Origin of the sequence: Streptomyces sp. ISL-43 (genome assembly GCF_018614195.1) — a bacterium.
GTDB lineage: Bacteria > Actinomycetota > Actinomycetes > Streptomycetales > Streptomycetaceae > Streptomyces.
The window spans coordinates 39,319-58,153 of record NZ_JAGGOT010000018.1; the positions used below are offsets into that span (position 1 = coordinate 39,319).

General features: G+C 72.5%; 15 protein-coding genes. 14 read left to right on the top strand and 1 reads right to left on the bottom strand.

Translation table 11 applies throughout. The features are described 5' to 3' along the window. The first annotated feature begins 118 nt into the window (after positions 1-118). From J7F03_RS10950 to J7F03_RS11015, 14 genes are all read left to right on the top strand, one after another. Complete coding sequence (locus tag J7F03_RS10950; RefSeq protein ID WP_214948521.1) at positions 119-922, top strand: hypothetical protein; 804 nt, start codon at positions 119-121, stop codon at positions 920-922. A 140-nt stretch (positions 923-1,062) separates the two neighbouring features. Then, a complete protein-coding gene (locus J7F03_RS10955) occupies positions 1,063-1,638 on the top strand; it encodes a GNAT family N-acetyltransferase (protein WP_214948522.1) in 576 nt (191 codons plus the stop codon). A 331-nt stretch (positions 1,639-1,969) separates the two neighbouring features. After that, positions 1,970-2,554 carry a cysteine hydrolase family protein gene (locus J7F03_RS10960; RefSeq protein ID WP_214948523.1) on the top strand — a complete coding sequence of 195 codons (585 nt, stop codon included), beginning with the start codon at positions 1,970-1,972 and terminating at the stop codon, positions 2,552-2,554. A gap of 43 nt (positions 2,555-2,597) precedes the next feature. Further along, on the top strand, positions 2,598-3,623 hold the full coding sequence (gene hypE / locus J7F03_RS10965; protein WP_214948524.1) for a hydrogenase expression/formation protein HypE: 1,026 nt from the start codon (positions 2,598-2,600) through the stop codon (positions 3,621-3,623). A gap of 20 nt (positions 3,624-3,643) precedes the next feature. Next, on the top strand, positions 3,644-6,013 hold the full coding sequence (gene hypF / locus J7F03_RS10970; RefSeq protein ID WP_251071735.1) for a carbamoyltransferase HypF: 2,370 nt from the start codon (positions 3,644-3,646) through the stop codon (positions 6,011-6,013). Positions 6,014-6,017: 4 nt separating this feature from the next. Then, positions 6,018-7,352 (top strand): diaminobutyrate--2-oxoglutarate transaminase family protein, encoded by a 1,335-nt coding sequence (locus J7F03_RS10975; protein WP_214948525.1) that lies wholly within the window; start codon positions 6,018-6,020, stop codon positions 7,350-7,352. A 73-nt stretch (positions 7,353-7,425) separates the two neighbouring features. Further along, positions 7,426-8,136: a hypothetical protein gene (locus tag J7F03_RS10980; protein ID WP_214948526.1), complete on the top strand. Its 711-nt coding sequence runs from the start codon at positions 7,426-7,428 to the stop codon at positions 8,134-8,136. Further along, positions 8,123-9,499, top strand: a complete 1,377-nt coding sequence (locus tag J7F03_RS10985) for an MFS transporter (RefSeq protein WP_214948527.1) — start codon at positions 8,123-8,125, stop codon at positions 9,497-9,499. The genes J7F03_RS10980 and J7F03_RS10985 overlap by 14 nt, the downstream gene beginning before the upstream one ends. A 10-nt stretch (positions 9,500-9,509) precedes the next feature. Beyond that, complete coding sequence (locus tag J7F03_RS10990; RefSeq protein ID WP_251071736.1) at positions 9,510-10,838, top strand: amidohydrolase; 1,329 nt, start codon at positions 9,510-9,512, stop codon at positions 10,836-10,838. Then, positions 10,835-12,103 carry an acetyl-CoA carboxylase biotin carboxylase subunit family protein gene (locus tag J7F03_RS10995; RefSeq protein WP_214948529.1) on the top strand — a complete coding sequence of 423 codons (1,269 nt, stop codon included), beginning with the start codon at positions 10,835-10,837 and terminating at the stop codon, positions 12,101-12,103. Before J7F03_RS10990 ends, J7F03_RS10995 begins: the two co-directional genes overlap by 4 nt. Before the next feature lie 102 nt (positions 12,104-12,205). Continuing rightward, a complete protein-coding gene (locus J7F03_RS11000) occupies positions 12,206-14,827 on the top strand; it encodes an ATP-grasp domain-containing protein (protein WP_214948530.1) in 2,622 nt (873 codons plus the stop codon). Next, on the top strand, positions 14,824-16,164 hold the full coding sequence (locus J7F03_RS11005) for an MFS transporter (RefSeq protein WP_214948531.1): 1,341 nt from the start codon (positions 14,824-14,826) through the stop codon (positions 16,162-16,164). Before J7F03_RS11000 ends, J7F03_RS11005 begins: the two co-directional genes overlap by 4 nt. After that, entirely contained in the window at positions 16,161-17,426 is a 1,266-nt protein-coding gene (locus J7F03_RS11010; RefSeq protein ID WP_214948532.1) for a PLP-dependent aminotransferase family protein, read from the top strand. Before J7F03_RS11005 ends, J7F03_RS11010 begins: the two co-directional genes overlap by 4 nt. Positions 17,427-17,592: 166 nt before the next feature. After that, on the top strand, positions 17,593-17,967 hold the full coding sequence (locus J7F03_RS11015; protein WP_214948533.1) for a nuclear transport factor 2 family protein: 375 nt from the start codon (positions 17,593-17,595) through the stop codon (positions 17,965-17,967). 130 nt (positions 17,968-18,097) lie between these two features. Here the strand turns inward: J7F03_RS11015 and J7F03_RS11020 are convergent, their stop codons facing one another. Beyond that, positions 18,098-18,685 (bottom strand): DUF937 domain-containing protein, encoded by a 588-nt coding sequence (locus J7F03_RS11020; protein WP_214948534.1) that lies wholly within the window; start codon positions 18,683-18,685, stop codon positions 18,098-18,100. Between the last annotated feature and the right edge of the window lie 150 nt (positions 18,686-18,835).

Sequence of the window (18,835 nt, forward strand, 5' to 3'; positions counted from 1 at the left end):
CTCGCCATTGCGGCGACTGTCGCGGTGTCCGTCTTCCTTGCTCCGTCAACGAGTGGTGCGGCCCCGGTGGCCGCCACTGGCCCGGATCAGGTAGTCAACGATCTCGGCTGGGGATGAGATGCCTCGAAGTAAGTCGTACAACACGTACTCCAACCTGCAGCGACCCGAGTTCCGCAAGCGAGTGGACGAGCTCCTGCTGAAGTTCGAGCGGGACTTCTATGAGCGCAGCGCGGGCGCCGACGGAATGCTCGACAAGGAGAAGTTCGACCTCGACCTGTACAAGCGGCACAACGTGGAGACGATGATCCGCATCGGTCTCAAGCGCGCCGTCGACCCGCTCGTCGCCAACTACTGGGCCACCCGCGACCCGCAGCTCTGCAAGGAGTGGGGCCTGTACGGCGCGGAGGAGGGCCGCCACGACCGCATGTTCGCCGGCGACCTGCACAAAGTGGGCATGACGGACGAGGAGATCTACGCGATCCGCCCGACCTTCGCCACCGAGCTGCTCAACGGCTACTTCTACTACACGATGGCCACCGAGGGCCCGCTGGCCGCGATGATCAGCGGCTTCTACCTGGAGTACATCGCGGGCAAGACGCAGCCCGACTGGCTCGACATCATGGAGCAGCACGTCGGCGCCGCCAACACCAAGGGTGCCCGTGCCCACCTGGCCCTCGACGACGACGACGACCACGTCGACATGGTCTGGAACCTGATCATGCGCGTCGTCAAGGACGAGGCCGACGAGGAGCGCTTCGTCGAGCACCTCATCAAGATCAACTCGCTGTTCGTCTCCTACTTCGTCGAGGTCTACGCCGCCACCGTGCTCGGCGCCGGCGCCGACCTCTCCCTGCTGACGCAGGCGGCCCCGGCCGCCGCCGTCCAGACCAACCTGCAGACGCAGGCCACCGCCTCGGTCTAGTCCGACGCGTAAGTCGCCACCTCCGCATGCCGGCGATCCCGGACATTGCGCACCCAGATGTCCGCACCGCCCCGCGGGGCCGTGCGCGCGATGTCCGGGGTCCGGCTGCCTCCCCCGTCCACTCACCAAGGAAGACGACGATGCACTATTCATGGCCTCGCGAGCTGTCCGAGCAGGACATGCGCGAAATGATCGAGCTGATGGACGCCGTCGCGGTCAAGGAGATGACCCTCGGCTTCTACGAACCCGTAGGACTGGAGAAGGGCCTCCCGCTGATGCGGGCCTTCGAGGCCGACCTGAAGAAGGGCGCCGTCGACCTCCTCCACGTCCGCAACGACGAAGGCCGCATCGTCGGCATGGTGACCCTCGCCCGGGCGCCGCTGCCGGCCCGCCGCCACATCGTCGAGATGCGCCGCTGCGTCGTCGCCCCCGACTACCGCGGGCAGTTCCTGCTCGAGGGCTGGGCCGAGGCCCTGCGCAAGGTCGGCGAGATGGGATGCGACGTCATCACGCTCGAAGTCCGCGACGACGGCCCCTCCGCGCTCTGGCAGCGCCTGGGCTTCCGCGAGTACGGCCGGCTGCCCGACTACGCCCGCGCCGACGAACGCCCCGTCACCGGCTTCTACATGTACGCCCGGCTCGCCGACATCACGGCCCACTTCGAGACCACCGGCAGCTGGCTGCACGAGCTCGAGTCCGACCGCGTAGCGGCGTAGCGGGCCGGCCGAACTCCGCACCGGACCGCACCACCTGAACGTACGAGCACGCCCCCGCGCCGCCCTCGCAGCGCACTCGCACCGCACCTGACGCGCTTCAGAGCGCCCCTCCCGGCCGTCGGCGCCCCATCGGGGCCGCCCGGCACGGTGTCACCGTTCACGCCCCGCCACCGGCGGGCGGATCTCCCCTCCTGAAGGCGGGCAGCGGCCCGACGGCCGCGCCCACGCGGCGCCCGCCGCGCCCGGCCCGCGCACACACCCCGGCAGAGCGTGCTTCGGCGCGCCCCCGGCCGGGTCCGTCCAGCCCACCCGTTCACCGAAGGGCACAGCCATGTCGAAGATCGCCGTCCTCACCAACGACCTCCAGTACGAACTGGTCGAGAAGAACCCCGAGCGCGTCGCCGCGGTCGACGCCGCGACCCCGCACTTCACCGGGTTCCTCGACGAGATGCGCCGCCGCGGGCACCACATCTTCCACCTGCAGCTCGTCAACGACCCGGAGGACCCGAACGCCGAGCGCTACGACGGCTACCTCCCGGTCCAGCGCGGCACCCACGGCGCCGACATCATCGAGGCGTTCCTCGCCCCCGAGGACGTCGTCATGGAGAAGAGCAAGGACTCGGGCTTCTACGAGACCGACCTGCACGAGCGCCTCCAGGCCCTCGGCGTCGACACCGTGCTGATCACCGGCATGCAGACGCAGATCTGCGTCCAGACCACCGCCGCCGACGCCTTCTTTCGCGGCTACAACATCTGGGTCCCGACCGACTGCGTCGTCTCGGCCCGCCTCGACGACAAGCAGCGCGCCCTGGACTGGCTCGAGGGCTACTGCGCCACCGTGACCGACTCCGACGAGGTCCTGCGCGTCCTCGACGCCGAGGGCGGCCTGCCCCGCAAGAACATCAAGACCCCGTGACCGCGCCCCTCTCGACGAAGCCCCTCTCCGCAAAGGAACCGGCATGACCACGAGCGTGGACCCCACCCAGTACATCGTTCTCGACCACGGCACCGGCGCCAAGCTGAGCCAGGACCTGGTGCAGCTGATCGCACAGACCCTCGGCGACGTCTACGTCGGCATCATGGAGGACAGCGCCGTCCTCAAGATCGAGGGCGACCGCATCGCGATGACCACCGACTCCTTCGTGATCGACCCGCCGTTCTTCGGCAACGGGGACATCGGGAAGATCGCGGTCTGCGGCACCGTCAACGACCTGGCCGTGGCCGGCGCCCGGCCCAAGTACCTCACCCTCGGCATGATCCTGGAGACCGGGCTGCCCATACCCCGGCTGGTCCAGGTCCTGGAGTCGATCCGCGACACCGCCCGCGAGGCCGGCGTACAGATCGTCGGCGGCGACACCAAGGTCGTCCGCAAGGGCGAGGCCGACCAGATCTACCTCAACACCGCGGGCGTCGGAGTCTTCGAGCGCGAGCCGCTGACCATGACCGACGTACGCCCCGGCGACCGGGTGATCCTCAGCGGTCCCATCGGCAACCACACCGTCCACCTGCTCTCCATCCGCGAGGGCCTCGGCTTCGAACAGCGCGTGGACAGCGACTGCGCGCCGCTCAACGGCCTCGTCGACACGCTGCTCTCCAACGTCCCCGCCGGCGCCGTCCGCTCGATGCGCGACGTCACCCGCGGCGGCCTGACGGCCGTGCTCCACGAGTACGCCCACAAGCTCGGCCGCACCATCCGCGTCGCCCAGGACGACCTGCCCATCCAGCACGAGACCGCGATGGCCGCCGACATGCTCGGCATCAACCCCCTCCACTGCGCCAACGAGGGCTGCCTGGCGATCTTCGTGGACCCGGCGGCGGAGGCCGACGTACTTGCCGCCCTGCACTCCACCCCCTACGGCAAGCACGCCGTCGCCATCGGCGAGATCGCCGAGGACACCGAGGGCCTGGTGCTGCTGCGCGACAAGGAGGGTCGCGAGACCCAGCTGGAGGAACTGCTCGGCGCCGAACTCCCCCGGCTCTGCTGAGAAGGACCGAGGAGACCGCCATGAGCACCGTGCAGAGCGCAGAGCCCGCAGTGGGCGCAGAGGAGTGGCGCATCCGCGTCACCGGCGTGGTCCAAGGCGTCGGCTACCGGCCGTTCGTCTACAAGCTGGCCCGTGAACTCGGCCTCGCCGGCTGGGTTCGCAACGACCCCGAGGGCGTGCTGGTGGAGGCGTCCGGACCGGTCGCCGCCCTGACGGAGTTCGCGGCCGGCCTGAGCGGCCGCGCCCCCGAACTCGCCCGGGTGGACGAAGTCCGTCCCACCCGGGGCCTGGCCCCGGGGAGCGTGCCCCCCGGCCCGTTCACCATCGTGCACAGCGAGCACACCGGAGCCCGGTCCGCGCTGCTCCCGGCGGACACCCACGTGTGTGGCGACTGCCAGGCGGAACTTCGGGACCCGAAGGACCGCCGGCACCGCTACCCCTTCATCAACTGCACCAACTGCGGGCCCAGGTACTCCATCATCCAGGACCTGCCGTACGACCGTCCGATGACCACCATGGCCACCTTCACCATGTGCGCGGACTGCAAGAACGAGTACGAAGACCCCATGGACCGGCGCTACCACGCGCAACCCAACGCGTGCCCGGAGTGCGGCCCCCGGCTGCTGCTCCAGGACCGCGAGGGGAACACGGCCGAAGGGGACGAGGCCCTCGTCACGGCCGCCCGGGTCCTGGCGGACGGCGGGATCGCGGCGATCAAGAGCGTCGGCGGCTTCCACCTCGCGGTGGACGCGACGAACGCGGAGGCCGTGGCCCTGCTGCGCAGCCGCAAGCGCCGCGACTCCAAGCCGTTCGCGGTGATGGTCCGCGACCTCGCCACGGCGCAGCGCCTGGTGGAGCTCTCCGAAGAGGAGATCGACATCCTGCGCTCGCCGGCCCGGCCGATCCTCCTGGCGCGCAAGCGCCCCGGCTCCCTCCCGGAGTCGGTGGCGCCGCGCAACCCCAACCTGGGGATCATGCTGCCGTCGGCACCGCACCACCACCTGCTGCTGGACGAGCCCGGCCTCGAAGCCCTCGTCGCCACCAGCGGCAACATCTCCGGCTACCCCATCGCCTACCGCAACGAGGAGGCGCTGGAACAGCTCTTCGAGATCGCCGACGTCATCCTCTACCACGACCGTGACATCGAGATCCGGGTGGACGACTCGGTGGTCCGCCTCTCGGACCACCCCGAACTCGACAAGCCGCTCCTGCAGTTCATCCGGCGGGCCCGCGGCTACGCGCCCTACCCGGTGGACGTCGGCCGCGAGGTGGCCCCCGTGGTCGCCCTCGGAGCCGAACTGAAGACGACCGTCGCCCTGACCAACGGATCCCAGGTCTTCCTCAGCCAGCACATCGGCGACCTCAAGAACGACGAGACCTTCGCCGCGCACCACCGCACCGCCCGGCACCTGGCGCAGCTCTACGCGCTGAAGCCGGAGATCACCGCCCATGACATGCACCCGCAGTTCCGCTCCACCCGCGCCGCCCTGGACGACGACGGCACCGGCCCGGCCCTGCCCACCGTCGAGGTACAGCACCACCACGCGCACATGGCCTCCTGCATGGCGGAGAACCACGTGAGCGGCACCACCCTCGGCGTCATCTTCGACGGCTTCGGCTACGGCGAGGACGGCACGGTCTGGGGCGGGGAGTTCCTCCTCGGGGACTTCGCCTCCTACCGCCGGGTCGGCCGGCTGCGCAGGCTGCCGCTGATCGGCGGGGACCAGGCCGTACGCGAACCCATCCGCACGGGGTACGCGCTCGCCCTGGACGCCTTCGACGGAGACCCGGACCGGGCCCTCGCGGGCTTCCCCGCCCTGGCCGACCTCGACGGGCAGCGGCGCCAGGTCTTCGCGAGGATGGCCGCCCGCGGCATCAACTCCCCGCCGACCTCCAGCATGGGCCGCCTCTTCGACGGGGCCGCCGCCCTGGCCGGAGTGTGCTCCAAGGCCGAGTACGAGGCCCAGGGCCCGATCGAGCTGGAAGGCCTGCTGGGCCGCGACGCGACCCGCGAGGCAGCGCCGGACTACCGCTTCGGAGCCTACGAGGCGGACGGCCTGACCGAGGTGGACCCGCGGCCCGTGATCCGGGCCATGGCCGCCGACGTCGCCGCCGGACTGCCCACGGAGCGGATCAGCCGCAGGTTCCACACGGCCGTCGTCGAGATGGTCCGGGAACGCTGCAAGGCCCTGCGGGAGGAGACCGGGGTCAACCAGGTCGCCCTCTCCGGAGGCGTGTTCCTCAACGAATTCCTGCTGCTCAACTGTCTGACCGGGCTGACCGCCGACGGTTTCGACACCTACGTCCAGCGGCTCGTCCCGACCAACGACGGGGGGATCGCCCTCGGCCAGGTCATGGTCGCCGACGCCCGCTCACACCTGAGGAAGTGAAGACGTGACCACCCTCACGCCGGACGACATGTACACCTTCGTCAAGGAGCGCGAGTCGGGCGCCCGGACCTACGCCAACGCCTTCGGCCGGATCCTCACCGAGGGCCGCGGCGCACGGATCCGTGACGGACACGGCCGCGAGTACCTGGACTGCCTCGCGGCGGCGGGCACCCTCGCCCTGGGGCACAACCACCCCGAGGTGCTGCGCGAGGTGGCGCGGTACCTCTCCTCCGGTCAGGTCCAGCAGGCGCTGGACCTCACCACTCCGGCCAAGTACGAGTACCTCCAGGCCCTGTACGCACGGCTGCCGGGCACCATGGCCGACCACTTCAAGACGCAGTTCTGCGGGCCGGCGGGCACCGACGCCACCGAGGCGGCCATCAAGCTCTTCAAGACCGCGACCGGCCGCCGGACGGTGATGTCCTTCCACGGCGCCTACCACGGGATGACCGCGGGCGCGCTCGCCCTCACCGGCAACCTGGGCGCCAAGGAGTCCGTGCCCTCCCTCATGCCGGACGTCCACCACCTGCCCTACCCGTACGACTACCGCTGCCCGTTCGGGATCGGCGGAGAGCAGGGCGTCCAGGCCGGCCTGACCTACCTGGAGCGGCTGCTCACCGACCCCGAGAGCGGCATCACCAAGCCGGCCGCCATCTTCGTCGAGGCGGTCCAGGGCGAGGGCGGGGTCATCCCCGCGCCGCCGGCCTGGCTGCGGGGGCTGCGGGAGATCACCGCCCGGCTGGACATCCCGCTGGTCCTGGACGAGATCCAGGCGGGCTTCGGGCGCACCGGCACCATGTGGGCCTTCGAGGAGTCGGGGATCGAGCCGGACGCCGTACTGGTGTCCAAGGCGGCCGGCGGCGGCTTCCCGCTGTCGATGCTGCTCTACCACGGCAAGTACGACTCGTGGTCGCCCGGCGCCCACGCGGGCACCTTCCGCGGCAACCAGATCGCCCTGGTCGCGGGACTCGCCGCCATGCGGGTCACGGAATCCGAGGGTCTGATCGAAAAGGCCGCCGCCAAGGGCGAGTTGATCGCCGAACTGCTGGGACGGCTGGCCGCGGGCCACCCCGAGATCGGCCAGGTCCGCGGCCGGGGCCTGATGTGGGGCATCGAGATCGTCGACCCGCTGGGCCAGGCCGACGCACTCGGCACCCTGCCCGCCGACGGAGCCCGTGCCAAGCGCGTCAAGCGGGCCTGCTTGGAGCACGGACTGCTGCTGGAGAGCGGCGGCCGCCACGGCGCCGTGCTCCGCCTCCTGCCGCCACTGATCATCACCGAGGACGAGATCCACGAGATGGCGGCGGCTCTGGAGAAAGCTCTGATCGACTGCGCCTGAGCCGGAACGGCCGGTTCGGCACGACAGAGCACGGATCCGCGAGCGACGGATCCACGAACACGAGGACAGGGACATGACCACGGGAACGAGCAGCGGTCAGTGGCGGATCGACTTCGACGCGGAGGTCGTCTTCAGCAACGGCGGCGCCTTGCAGACCCAGGGATTCCGACTGGACATCCCCGGTGACGACATCGGCGACGGCGAGCTGGGCGAACTGCTGGTGCGCCACCTCGGGCTGCTGATGGTCGGCAGTACGAAGATCACGCGCCGGGAGCTGATCCGGGAGCCCCACAAGGGCTCCCGCAACACCGTCGCCCCCGGCTCGGGCCGCCGCACCGTCGACCTGACCGGCCCCGCGACCAGGGCCGCCTGGCCCGCGGCACCGGGCGGCGGCGCACCGGGCCTGGCCGGCCTGGTGGACCTGCCCGTGGTCCTGCTGCGGCTGCTCGGAGCCGGGCAGCCGGTCGCCGACCGGCTCGCGCTCGCCCCCTTCGACCTCGCCGGACACGCCGTCGTGGTGCAGAGCGGCCGCGTAGCCGGCCCGTACCTCACCGAGGACGCGGTGGCCCTGCTCGCCGCGCAGGGCGCGGCCCTCGTGGCCACCGACAGCCGGCAGGGCGACGGTCCGGTGGCGCGAGCGCTCGCCGCCGCGGGCCTGCCCGCCCTCACGGGCCTGACCGGCCTGGAGGCGCTCCCGGCGACCGGGGCCCGGCTGCACGCCGTGCCGTTCCCCGGCGACAACACATTGATCAGGGTCTACGGAGTGACAGATGACCAGCACTGAGCAAGCCCGCGTCCCGGTGGCCGACGCGGTGGGCACCACCCCCGCGCCGGCCCGGCGCCCCCGCAGGGAACTGGCCGCGGCCACCGTCGGCTCGGTCGTCGAGGCCTATGACTGGACCATCTACGGCATCCTCGCCCCGTACTTCGCCGAGGCCCTCTTCCCCGGCTCCTCGCCCACCGCCAAACTCATCGCCGCCTACCTCGGCTTCGCCCTGGGATTCCTGGTCCGGCCGCTGGGCAGCGTGCTCATCGGCCGCCTCACCGACACCCGCGGCCGGCGCTACGGACTGACCCTCACCGTCGGCCTGATCGCGGCCGGCTCCCTGTTCCTGGCCGTCATACCGGGCTACGCCTCCATCGGCCTGGCCGCCCCGCTCCTGGTGGTCGGCGCCCGGCTGGTGCAGGGCCTCTCGGTGGGAGCGGAGAACCCGAGCGTGGCGGCGTACGTCACCGAGACCGCCCCGGCCGGGCGCCGCTACTTCTACAGCGCCGTCTCCTACGGGGGAGTGGTACTGGGCAGCGCACTGTCCTTCATCGTGATGAACGTCCTGCTCGGGGTGTTCGGGGAGAGCGGGGTCGAGGACGGCGGCTGGCGCTTCGGCTTCGTCTTCGGCGGACTGCTCGGCCTCACCGCCCTGTGGATCCGGCGCGGCGCGGCGGAGAGCGCCGTCTTCACGGCCTCCACCCGGGACTCCGGACAGGCGAGGGCCGACGCAGCGGCCACAGCGGCGGCTCCTCCCGCCGCCGCGAAGGCACCGAGCCCCTGGCCGGTGCTGCGGTCCCATCTCGGGCGCCTCGCCGTGGTGTTCGCCATCACCTCCGGCGCCACCACCGCCTTCTACTTCGTCACCGTCGACTTCCCGTCCTACGCGGACAGCGTCGGCGCCGCCACCAAGGAGGAGACCTCCGCGGCCCTGCTCCTCGGCATGGTGGCCCTGCTCCTCGCGATGCTCGGCGGCGGCAAGGCAGCCGACCGGTTCGGCGCACTGCCCGTCCTGCGCACCGGCTTCGCCGGGCTCGCCCTGGGCACCGTGCCGCTGCTGGCGGCCATGGAGGCCGGCCGGGTGCCCGTCCAACTGGTCACCGTGGTCCTGCTCTTCCTGCTGGGCCTGCCGCTCGCCGTGAGCAACGTCTTCGCGGGGCAGCTGTTCCCGCCGGCCGTGCGCGCCGTGGCGGTGGGCCTGCCCACCGCGGCCGCGATCAGCCTCTTCGGCGGCACCTTCCCGATGCTCGCGGAGCTGCTGCGGTCGGCGGGACTGGGCGGCCGGCTGCCGTGGTGGCCCGCGCTCACCGCCGCGGCGGCGCTGGCCGCCTCATGGGGTGTACGCGATCACCCCATGTCCTCCGTCACCCCTCATGCCTGAGAAGGACGCCATGACTGCACTGCTCGAAGGTCTCGACTCGCTGCTGCCGGCCCTGGAGGCCGACTACCGCGAACTGCACACCCACCCCGAACTCGCCTTCCAGGAGAAGCGGACCGCCGCCCTCGTCGCCGAGCGGCTCGCCGCCCAGGGCGGCTGGGAGATCACCACCGGCGTCGGCCGCACCGGTGTGGTCGCGGTCCTGCGCGGCGGCGAGGGCCCCGTGGTCATGCTGCGCGCCGACATGGACGCGCTGCCCGTGAAGGAGGCCACCGGACTGCCGTACGCGAGCACGGAGACCGCCACCGACGACACGGGCGCCGAGGTCCCGGTGATGCACGCCTGCGGACACGATCTGCACGTGGCCGCCCTGATCGGGGCCTGCGAGCTGTTCGCCCGCAACCGGGAAGCCTGGCGGGGCACCGTCGTCGCGGTGTTCCAGCCGGGCGAGGAGAGCGGTTACGGCGCCCGGGCGATGGTCGACGACGGCCTCTTCGAGCGCTTCCCGCGCCCCGACGTGATCCTCGGCTCGCACGTCGGACCGGGACCGGCCGGGCTCATCGCCACCTGCCCCGGCACGGTCATGGGCGCCACCGACTCCATCACGGTCAAGCTCTTCGGGCGGGGCGGCCACGGCTCCAAGCCCGAGGCGGCGGTGGACCCCGTGGTGATGGCGGCCTCGCTGGTGCTGCGGCTCCAGACGGTCGTCTCCCGCGAGATCGCCGCCCAGGAACCGGTGGTGCTCACCGTCGGCAAGCTGCAGGCCGGCACCACCGCCGCGGTCATACCCGACACCGCCGAGCTCGGCATCAACGTCCGCACCAGCTCCGCGCCGGTCCGCGAAAAGGTCATCGCGGCCATCGAGCGCCTGGCGCGCGCCGAGTCGGCGGCCGCCGGCGCGACCGCCGACCCGGAGATCACCTCCGTCTACCACCTGCCGATGACGGTCAACGACCAGGCGAGCGCCGAGCGGGTCGCCCAGGCCCACCGCGACCACTTCGGGGCCGGCGCCGTCATGACCATGGGGCCGACCACCGCCAGCGAGGACTTCGGCCTCCTCGCCACCGCGGCCCAGGTGCCCTCCGTGTACTGGTTCTACGGCGGCCTCGACCCGCAGGCGTTCGGCGAGGCCTTCGCGGCCGGCCGGCTGGAGGACCTCCCGCAGAACCACTCCTCCACCTTCGCGCCCGTCGCCGGCCCCGCGCTGTCCGTCGGCGTCCGCACGATGGCGACGGCCGCCCTGCCCTGGCTCGCCGCCGAAGCCGCCGACGCCGCCGACGCGACCGACGCGACCGACGGGGCCGGCACGGACGAGGCGGGAGAGGGGGCAGAGCGCGCATGAACGGCGACCGCCCCCACATCCTCGTCCTGCACCGCTGGCGGGACACCCACGCGCACTACACCGACTACCTCGACCACCACTCCGCCCACGTCACCTACGTGAGCACCGAGCTCGGCCGCGCCTCGCTGCCCCCGGCCGCCGCCGCGGTGACCACCGTGGGGCTCACCGACGACCTGCCCGCCGTCCGCGCGGCCGTCACCGCACTCGTCGCCCGCTTCGGCACCCCGGCGCGGCTGGTCGCCCTCAACGAGGGAGACCTCGACACGGCCGCGCTGATCCGCGAGGAGTTCGCGATCCCCGGCCAGACCACCGCCGAACTGGCCGTCTTCCGCGACAAGCTGACCATGTGCCGCACGGCGGCCGCGGCCGGACTGCCCGTACCGGCCTTCGCCCCGGCGCCCGACCCGGCCGCCGTGCTCGCCTTCGGCGAAGCCCACGGCTGGCCGCTGGTCGTCAAGCCGCACCGAGGCACCGCCAGCCGGGGAGTGGTCAGGGTGGACTCCGCCGCGGACGTGGCAGCCGTCCCCGGGCTGGCCGCCGCCCTGGCCGGCGAACCGTACCTCGTCCAGAGCTACGTGGACGGGCCCATCCTGCACATCGACGGCCTGTGGGAGGGCGACTCGCTGGGCAGCTGGACGGTCTCGCGCTACGTCGGCGGCACCTGCGCCGACTTCACCCAGGGCACCTGGCTCGGCTCCGTGGAGGAGGACGACCCGGCGCTGCTGGAGGCGACGGAGGCCTTCGCCGCGGCCGTGGGCGCGGCCCTCGGCGGCTCCCGGCCGTGGGTCTTCCACCTGGAGGCCTTCGTCACCCGGGCAGCCGACGGCGGGCCCGCGCTGGTCTTCCTCGAGTGCGGGGCCCGGGTGGGCGGCGGAGAGATCCCCTTCACCTGGCGCGACGTCCACGGCGTCGACCTGATGGCCGCCGCCGTCGACATCCAGCTGGGCCTGACCCCGGTCCTGCCGCCCCTGAAGACCGGTGAGGTCGGCGGCTACCTGCTGCTCCCGCTGCCGGTGCCCGCCCCCTGCCGGGTGGAAGCCGCCGGCTGGGTACGGCAGCCCGAGCCCGCCCGGCTCCCGTACGCCGTCCTGCACACCCCGGTCGGCGCCCTGGCCCCCGCGATCAGCGGCTACGAGCACGTGGGCACCCGCTTCCGCTTCCGCGGACCCTCCACCCAGGAGGTCGAGGCGGCCATCACCGAGGCCGCGAACGGCTTCCGGCTGACCTGCGTACCGGCGGTGGATCCGCCCGCCCCACCGAACTGACACACGACGCGCCGCGCGGACCAGCCCGCGGCGCGTCCCTCCCCGCACCCCCTGTCTTGCCGGGGCCAAGGCACCACGCCCCGCATCGGAAAGGAACCCACCGTGGTCTTCACGACCTCTGAACGCCAGCGCGTCATCCTCGTCGGCAGCCGCATACGCCAGTACCGCGAATACGCCCTGGCCTCCCTCGCCCAGCACTACGAGGTGACGCTCGTCGCGCCGGAGGCGCCCACCTGGCAGTCCCGCTACGTGGAGACCCACCGGATCGCGGACACCACGGACGCGGCCAAGCTGTACGCCCCCGTCGCCGACCTGCGGGGCGAGGTCGCGAACGCCGCGATCGTCACCTGGGACGAGTGGTCACTGGTCGCCGTCTCCTCGGTCGCCAAGAAGCTGGGCATGCGGGCCATGGACCCGGCCGCCGCCCGCGTCTGCCGCGACAAGTACGCCACCCGCCAGGCCCTGGAGGCGGCCGGCATGGCCGCCGTCCGCTACATCCCGGCCACCACCGAGGACGAGGCTGTCGCCGCCGCCGAGGCCATCGGCTTCCCCGTCGTCGTCAAGCCCCGCACCCTCGGCGGCAGCTTCGGCGTGATGATGGCCCGCGACGTGGACGGCCTGCGCCGGGCCTTCCGGCTCGCCTCCACCAGCCGCCTGCGCGGCGCCGGCACCACCGCCTCGGTACTGATCGAGGAGTTCGTCGAAGGACCCGAGCTCAGCGTGGACAGCGTCGTCGTGGACGGCGTCGCCACCCCGGTGGCCGTGGCCCGCAAGCGCCTGGGCGCCCACCCGTACTTCGAGGAGGTCGGCCACCTCGTCACCGACTGGCGCGACGAGCCGTGGGCCGAGGCCGTCACCGAACTGGTCCAGGGATCCCACCGCGCGGTCGGCGTCGACTTCGGCGTCACCCACACCGAACTGCGGGTCTCCGCGAACGGCCCGCGGCTGATCGAGCTCAACGGCCGGCTCGGCGGCGACCTCATCCCGCACCTGAACAACCTGGCCACCGGCGTGGACCTGCCGCTGGCCGCCGCCCGGATCGCCTTCGAGGAGACCCCCGACGTCACCCCGACGCGTTCCAAGAGCGCCGAAGTCCGCTTCCTCTACCCGGCCTACGACGGAGCCGTCGACCGGGTCGTGCTGCCCGCGCCCGAGGAGGTCGAGGACCTGGTCGAGGCGGTCGCACTGGTGGAGCCCGGCGACGAGCTGCTGCTCCCGCCGCGTGGCCTGACACCGCGCTCCGCCGCGCTCATCGCGGTGAGCGACACCCCCGCCGGGACCCGCCGCGCCCTGGACCGGGCCGAGGAGCTCTCCCGTACCGAGGTCTCCGGAGTGGCCGCGCACCGGCTGGGCGCACGCGTCGAGAACGCCGTGACCCGCCGCTTCTTCGACCACGAGCGCACCGCCCGGCGGATGACCGTCTCCGGCGTCCGGGGCGTGGAGCGGTTCCGTACCGGCGCCGGCGGCGGCGAGGGCCTCAACCGCCCCGTCTTCCTCAGCGCGACCGACGTCGCCACCCTGGAGCGCGACCTCGGAGGCCTCTTCGAACTGCTGAAGGCCGTGCCCGCCCGGCTCTTCGGCGGCGACCTGCGCGCCTTCGCCCGGGCCGTCGGAATGTCCCCCACCCAGGCAGACCTGGTCCTGCGCGGCTCCTCGGACGAGCTCGCCCCGCTCTCCCGCGCCGACCTGTACCGCGAGACCGGCGGCTTCCGCGTCATGGAGCTCAACACCGGCTCCTCGCTCGGCGGCTGGCAGATGGGCGAGTTCGCCCGCGCCCTGGTCCAGGACGAGGAGTTCGCCACGTTCGCGGACGCCGAGGGCCTGGTCTACCCCGACCCGCTCGCCCGCATCACCGAGGTGCTGCGCCGCCAGGCGCCCTCCCTGGAAGGCGTGGAGCGCCCGCTGCTTGCGATCACCGACTGGCCCGAGGGCTTCGAGAAGTCCAAGTGCTGGATGGAGTTCGTCGTCCCGGCCTTCGAGCGGCTCGGCTTCGAGCCCGTCGTCTGCCACCTCGGCGACTTCGCCTACGAGGCCGGCAACGTCCTGCACCGGGGCCGCAAGGTCGACGCGGTCTACCGGATGTTCCTGCCCGGCGAAATGCCGGACGAGCCCCGCACCTACGACCTCGTGAACCCGCTGCTGGACGCCGTCGAGGCCGGCAACGTCGAGCTGTTCGCCCCGCTGGACTGCGAGCTGTACGGCAACAAGGGCAGCCTCGCCATGCTCAGCGACGAGCGCAACCGCGGCGTCTTCACCGAGGAGGAGCGCGAGCTGATCGACCGGATCCTGCCCTGGACCCGGTTCGTGCGCGACGAGAAGGTCACCTTCGACGGCGAGAAGATCGACCTGCTGCCCTACGCCATCGCCAACAAGGACCACCTGGTCCTCAAGCCCACCCTCCTCTACGGCGGCGTCGGCGTGACCCCCGGCTGGACCACCGACCAGAAGGAGTGGGTGGCCAAGCTCCGCCAGGCCACGGACGGCCCCTACGTCCTGCAGCACCGCCTGCTGCCGACCACCGAGCGCTTCCTCTCCGAGGACGGCGAGAGCTGCGAGGACATGGCCGTCGCCTACGGGACCCTGATGGTCGACGGACGCTACGCCGGCACCCTGGCCCGCGGCGTCACCGACCCCGCCGTGGGCATCGTCAGCATGCTGCGCGGCGCCCAGATCGGCTGTGCCTTCCACGTCGACCCGGCCGCCGGGGTGGTGGACGCGAAGTGACCGACATCGGGAACGGGGCCGCCGAGGCGCTGGAGGAGGCGCCGGCCGGCCCCCCGGCCGGCGCCGGGAACTCCACGCTCTGGCGGGATCCGGAATTCCTCAAGTTCTGGTCCGGGGAGGCGATCTCACAGGTCGGGGCCCAGGTCACGACCCTGGCGCTGCCGCTCACCGCGGTCCTCACGCTCGACGCCAGCTCCTCCCAGGTGGGCTTCGTCAACGCGGCCTCCTACGCCCCGTTCCTGATGGTCACCCTCCTGGTCGGCGTCTGGGTCGACCGGGTGCGGCGCAGGCCGCTGATGATCATGGCCAACGTGGGGCGTGCGCTGCTGGTCAGCGCGGTGCCGCTGCTGGCCGCGCTCGACCTGCTCCGCATCGAGTACGTCTACGTCGCCGCACTGCTCGTCGGCACCCTGACCGTGGTCTTCGACGTCTCCTACCAGTCGTACTTACCGACCCTGGTCGGCAAGGAGCACCTGGTGGAGGGCAACAGCAAGCTCCAGGGCACCAGTTCGCTCGCCCAGATCGGCGGCCCGGGTCTGGCCGGCCTGCTCGTCGGCTGGGTCACCGCTCCCTACGCGCTGCTGATCAACGGGATCTCGTACCTGGTGTCCGTGCTCACCCTGCTCGCGGTACGCCGCGCCGAACCGGCGCCGGAGCCCCAGCAGGAGCGGACCGGCATCTGGACCAGCATCAACCAGGGCGTCCGGATCATCTGGGACAGCGCCCACCTGCGGGCCTGCGCCCTCCAGTCCGGGCTGTACAACCTGTGCTGGATGTCGCTCCAGACCGTCTTCGTGCTGTACGCGGCCCGCACGCTCGGCATATCGCCCGGCGGCATCGGCCTGCTGCTCGGCACCGGCGCGGTCGGCTCCCTGGTCGGCTCGATGCTCGCGCAGTGGCTCAAGCGCAGGATCGGGCTCGGCTCGGCCATCCTGGCGGCCCTGCTGCTGTGCTGCCTGGCCCCCGCGGCCATCCCGGCGGCTCCGGCGAACGGCGGCGCGCTCTCGCTCGCCCTGTTCGTCGCCGCCTTCGCGCTGATCGGCGCCGGCGGCACCATCGCCAACATCCACATCATCAGCCTGCGCCAGTCCATGACCCCGGATCACCTCCTGGGCCGCATGAACGCCGGCTACCGGTTCGTCTCCTGGGGCACCCTCCCGCTCGGCGCCCTGCTGGGCGGCTGGCTCGGTGACCTCATCGGGCTGCGGGAGACCTTGTTCGTCACGGCCGCGGTCTTCCTGACGGCGGTCCTGGTGGTCCTGAAGTCGCCGGTGTGGCGCCTGAAGGACTTCCCGGCGCAGATCGGCGCGCAGCCGCGGAAGGTGGAGGCAAGGTGACCCCCGTGACCCCGGTGAACCCGGCGGCGTCCGTGACCCACGCGGCACGGCCGGGCACGGCCGGCGGCGGCATCGAGACCCTGCTCGCCCGCCGGACCGGCTGGGGCCGCTCCGACGCGGTGAGCCGGATCCTGGCGGCCGCCGGCGCACCCGGTGTGCTCTCGATGGCCGGGGGCATCCCGGCACCCGACAGCTTCCCCGTGGCCCGGCTCGCCGAGGCCACGGAGCGGCTGTTCGCCGGCTCCGCCGTGCCGGCGCTCCAGTACGCCCCCACCGACGGCATCGCCCCGATGCGCGAGGTGATCGCGGCGCGGGCCACCGCGACCGGCGCCCCCGCCACCCCCGACCGGGTGATGGTCACCGCCGGCAGCCAGCAGGGCCTGGACCTCGTCGCCCAGACCCTCATCGACGAGGGCGACGAGGTGGCGCTCGACGACCCCAGCTACCTGGGCGCCGTACAGGTCTTCCGGCGGGCCGGCGCCCGGCTGCTGCCGGTGCCGGGGGACGCGGACGGCATGCGCACCGACGTGCTGGAGCAGCGCCTCGCCGCCGGGGCCCGGCCCAAGCTGGTCTACGTCGTACCGCACTTCCACAACCCCACCGGCGCGGTGCTCTCCGAGGAGCGGCGCCGCCACCTGGCCGCGCTGGCCGAGCGGTACGGCTTCCTCGTGGTCGAGGACGACCCGTACGGCGACCTGGCCTTCGAGGGCCGCCGGCTGCCGTCCACCGACGTCCACAGCGACCGGGTCGTCCGGCTGATGAGCCTGTCCAAGACGGTCTGCCCGGGACTGCGGGTGGCCGGCCTGGTCGCCCCGACCGGGCTGATCGGGGAGCTGATCGCCGCCAAGCAGTGCGGCGACCTGCAGACCAACACCCTCGGCCAGTACCTGCTCGTCGACCTGCTCGGAGACCCGGAGTTCCTGCCGGCCCACCTGGCGGGACTGCGCACGCTCTACGGCGGGCGGGCGCGGGACATGGAGGCGCTGCTGCGCGAGCGCCTGCCCTGGCTGGACTTCGAGCGCCCGCGCGGCGGCCTCTTCTTCTGGTGCCGGCTGACCGACGCCCGGGTCGGCTCGGAGGCGCTGTACGAGCACGCGCTGGCGCAGGGCGTGGCCATCGTGCCGGGTAAGCCCTTCTGCATAGAGGAGGACGGCTCGCGCGTGCTGCGGCTGTCCTTCGCCTCCCTGGACGACGCGCAGCGCCAGGAAGGCGTCGCCCGCCTGGCCACGGCCTGGGAGAAGGCCCTCGCCGACGGCTCCTGACGGACCGCCCGCCACTGGCGGGGCCCGGCCGCGTTTCCGCACACGCAGTACCCACGGGTGACCCCCGGCCGTACGACCCGCACCGCCCGCACCGCGTGCAACCCGCCCGGTGCGCATCCGCACAGTCCACATCCCGCACTGTCCGCACCCCCGAAGGAGCATGGCCGTGACAACCACGTCCCCCGCACCGGTGACCGCCGACTTCCTGGTGGCCCGGCTGTTCCAGGTGATCGACACCCGCTCGTGGGACCGGCTCGGCGAGGTCTTCTCGCCCGACGCCGTCTACGAGCGTCCGGGCTACTCCCCGCTGGAGGGCCTCGACCGCATCCGCCGCTTCTACGAGCACGAACGCATCATCACCTCGGGCGCGCACGAGGTGAGCCAGGTGACCGGCGGGCTGGCCGCGGCCGCCTGCTGGGGGCGCTTCAGGGGGGCCGACAAGAACGGCACCGCCCTGGACGAGGCCTTCGCCGACACCTACCTCGTACGCGACGGCAGGATCGAGCACCGCAAGACCTTCTTCTACCGCCCCGCGATCTGACGCAGGGCCGGGTGGGTCCGGCTCTGCGTCGGGTCCGGACCGCCGGGGGGCGGCCCGGGCCCATTCCCCTCGACCCGGCCCCGATACCGATCGGGGCCGGGTCGGCCGTCCGGGTGAACGCGCGGCGACCCTACTTCTTGCCGCCGCCGAGGATCTGGCTCAGCAGGTCGCCGAGGCCGCCGCCGGTGGACGGCGCTCCCGGGGCCGCGCCCGCCCCGCCCGGTACCGCTCCGGGCGAGGGGATGGGGGAGTCGGCGCCGGCGGCCTGCGGGGCCGCGCCGCCGCCCCCGCCCTTGCCGGCGGCCGCGCGCTTGGCGAAGACGGCCAGCAGCACCGGGATCAGCAGTTCGATGACGCGGGCGACGGTGGGCGCGGGAATGCCCGTCTTCTTGGAGACGGCGTTGGCCACGGGCTTGCTCACCTTGGCGAGCACCCCGGCCATCATCCCGCCGCCGAGCATGCCGCCCAGGCCGCCGCCGAGGGTGGCCACGCCTTCCAGCGGTGCTTCGGCCACCTCGGCGAAGGCCTGGCGGACCTCGTTGCCGTCGTCGTCATCGGCGTCGGCCTTCTGCTGGAGGTCGCCGGTCATCGCACCGACCGTGGCCGCGACGGTGTCACGGGCGCCGTTCGTGTCGGTACCGAGGAGTCCGGCGATGTCGGTCAGCCGGTCGTCGCCGAGTTCGCTCAGCACGTCGTCCTGGATTGAAGGCTCACTCATGCCGGAAACGCTACTTCTGCGGTGATTTACCGGCACCTTGGGTCGCGCTGGGATCACCCTTGGGTAATGGAGAAGTAAAGGTGTGAATCCGCGTGCAACCACCGGCGGTGGTCGCGGGTCGTATGTTGCGTCGGCACTTCCGGGGAGGGA

What these genes read in the sequence shown, in the direction of transcription:
- J7F03_RS10955 (WP_214948522.1), top strand. Translation starts at nt 1,063, where the DNA reads ATGCACTATTCATGGCCTCGCGAGCTGTCCGAGCAGGACATGCGCGAA.
- J7F03_RS10950 (WP_214948521.1), top strand. Translation starts at nt 119, where the DNA reads ATGCCTCGAAGTAAGTCGTACAACACGTACTCCAACCTGCAGCGACCC.
- J7F03_RS10990 (WP_251071736.1), top strand. Translation starts at nt 9,510, where the DNA reads ATGACTGCACTGCTCGAAGGTCTCGACTCGCTGCTGCCGGCCCTGGAG.
- J7F03_RS10980 (WP_214948526.1), top strand. Translation starts at nt 7,426, where the DNA reads ATGACCACGGGAACGAGCAGCGGTCAGTGGCGGATCGACTTCGACGCG.
- hypF (WP_251071735.1), top strand. Translation starts at nt 3,644, where the DNA reads ATGAGCACCGTGCAGAGCGCAGAGCCCGCAGTGGGCGCAGAGGAGTGG.
- J7F03_RS11020 (WP_214948534.1), bottom strand. Translation starts at nt 18,685, where the DNA reads ATGAGTGAGCCTTCAATCCAGGACGACGTGCTGAGCGAACTCGGCGAC.
- J7F03_RS10995 (WP_214948529.1), top strand. Translation starts at nt 10,835, where the DNA reads ATGAACGGCGACCGCCCCCACATCCTCGTCCTGCACCGCTGGCGGGAC.
- J7F03_RS10960 (WP_214948523.1), top strand. Translation starts at nt 1,970, where the DNA reads ATGTCGAAGATCGCCGTCCTCACCAACGACCTCCAGTACGAACTGGTC.
- hypE (WP_214948524.1), top strand. Translation starts at nt 2,598, where the DNA reads ATGACCACGAGCGTGGACCCCACCCAGTACATCGTTCTCGACCACGGC.
- J7F03_RS10985 (WP_214948527.1), top strand. Translation starts at nt 8,123, where the DNA reads ATGACCAGCACTGAGCAAGCCCGCGTCCCGGTGGCCGACGCGGTGGGC.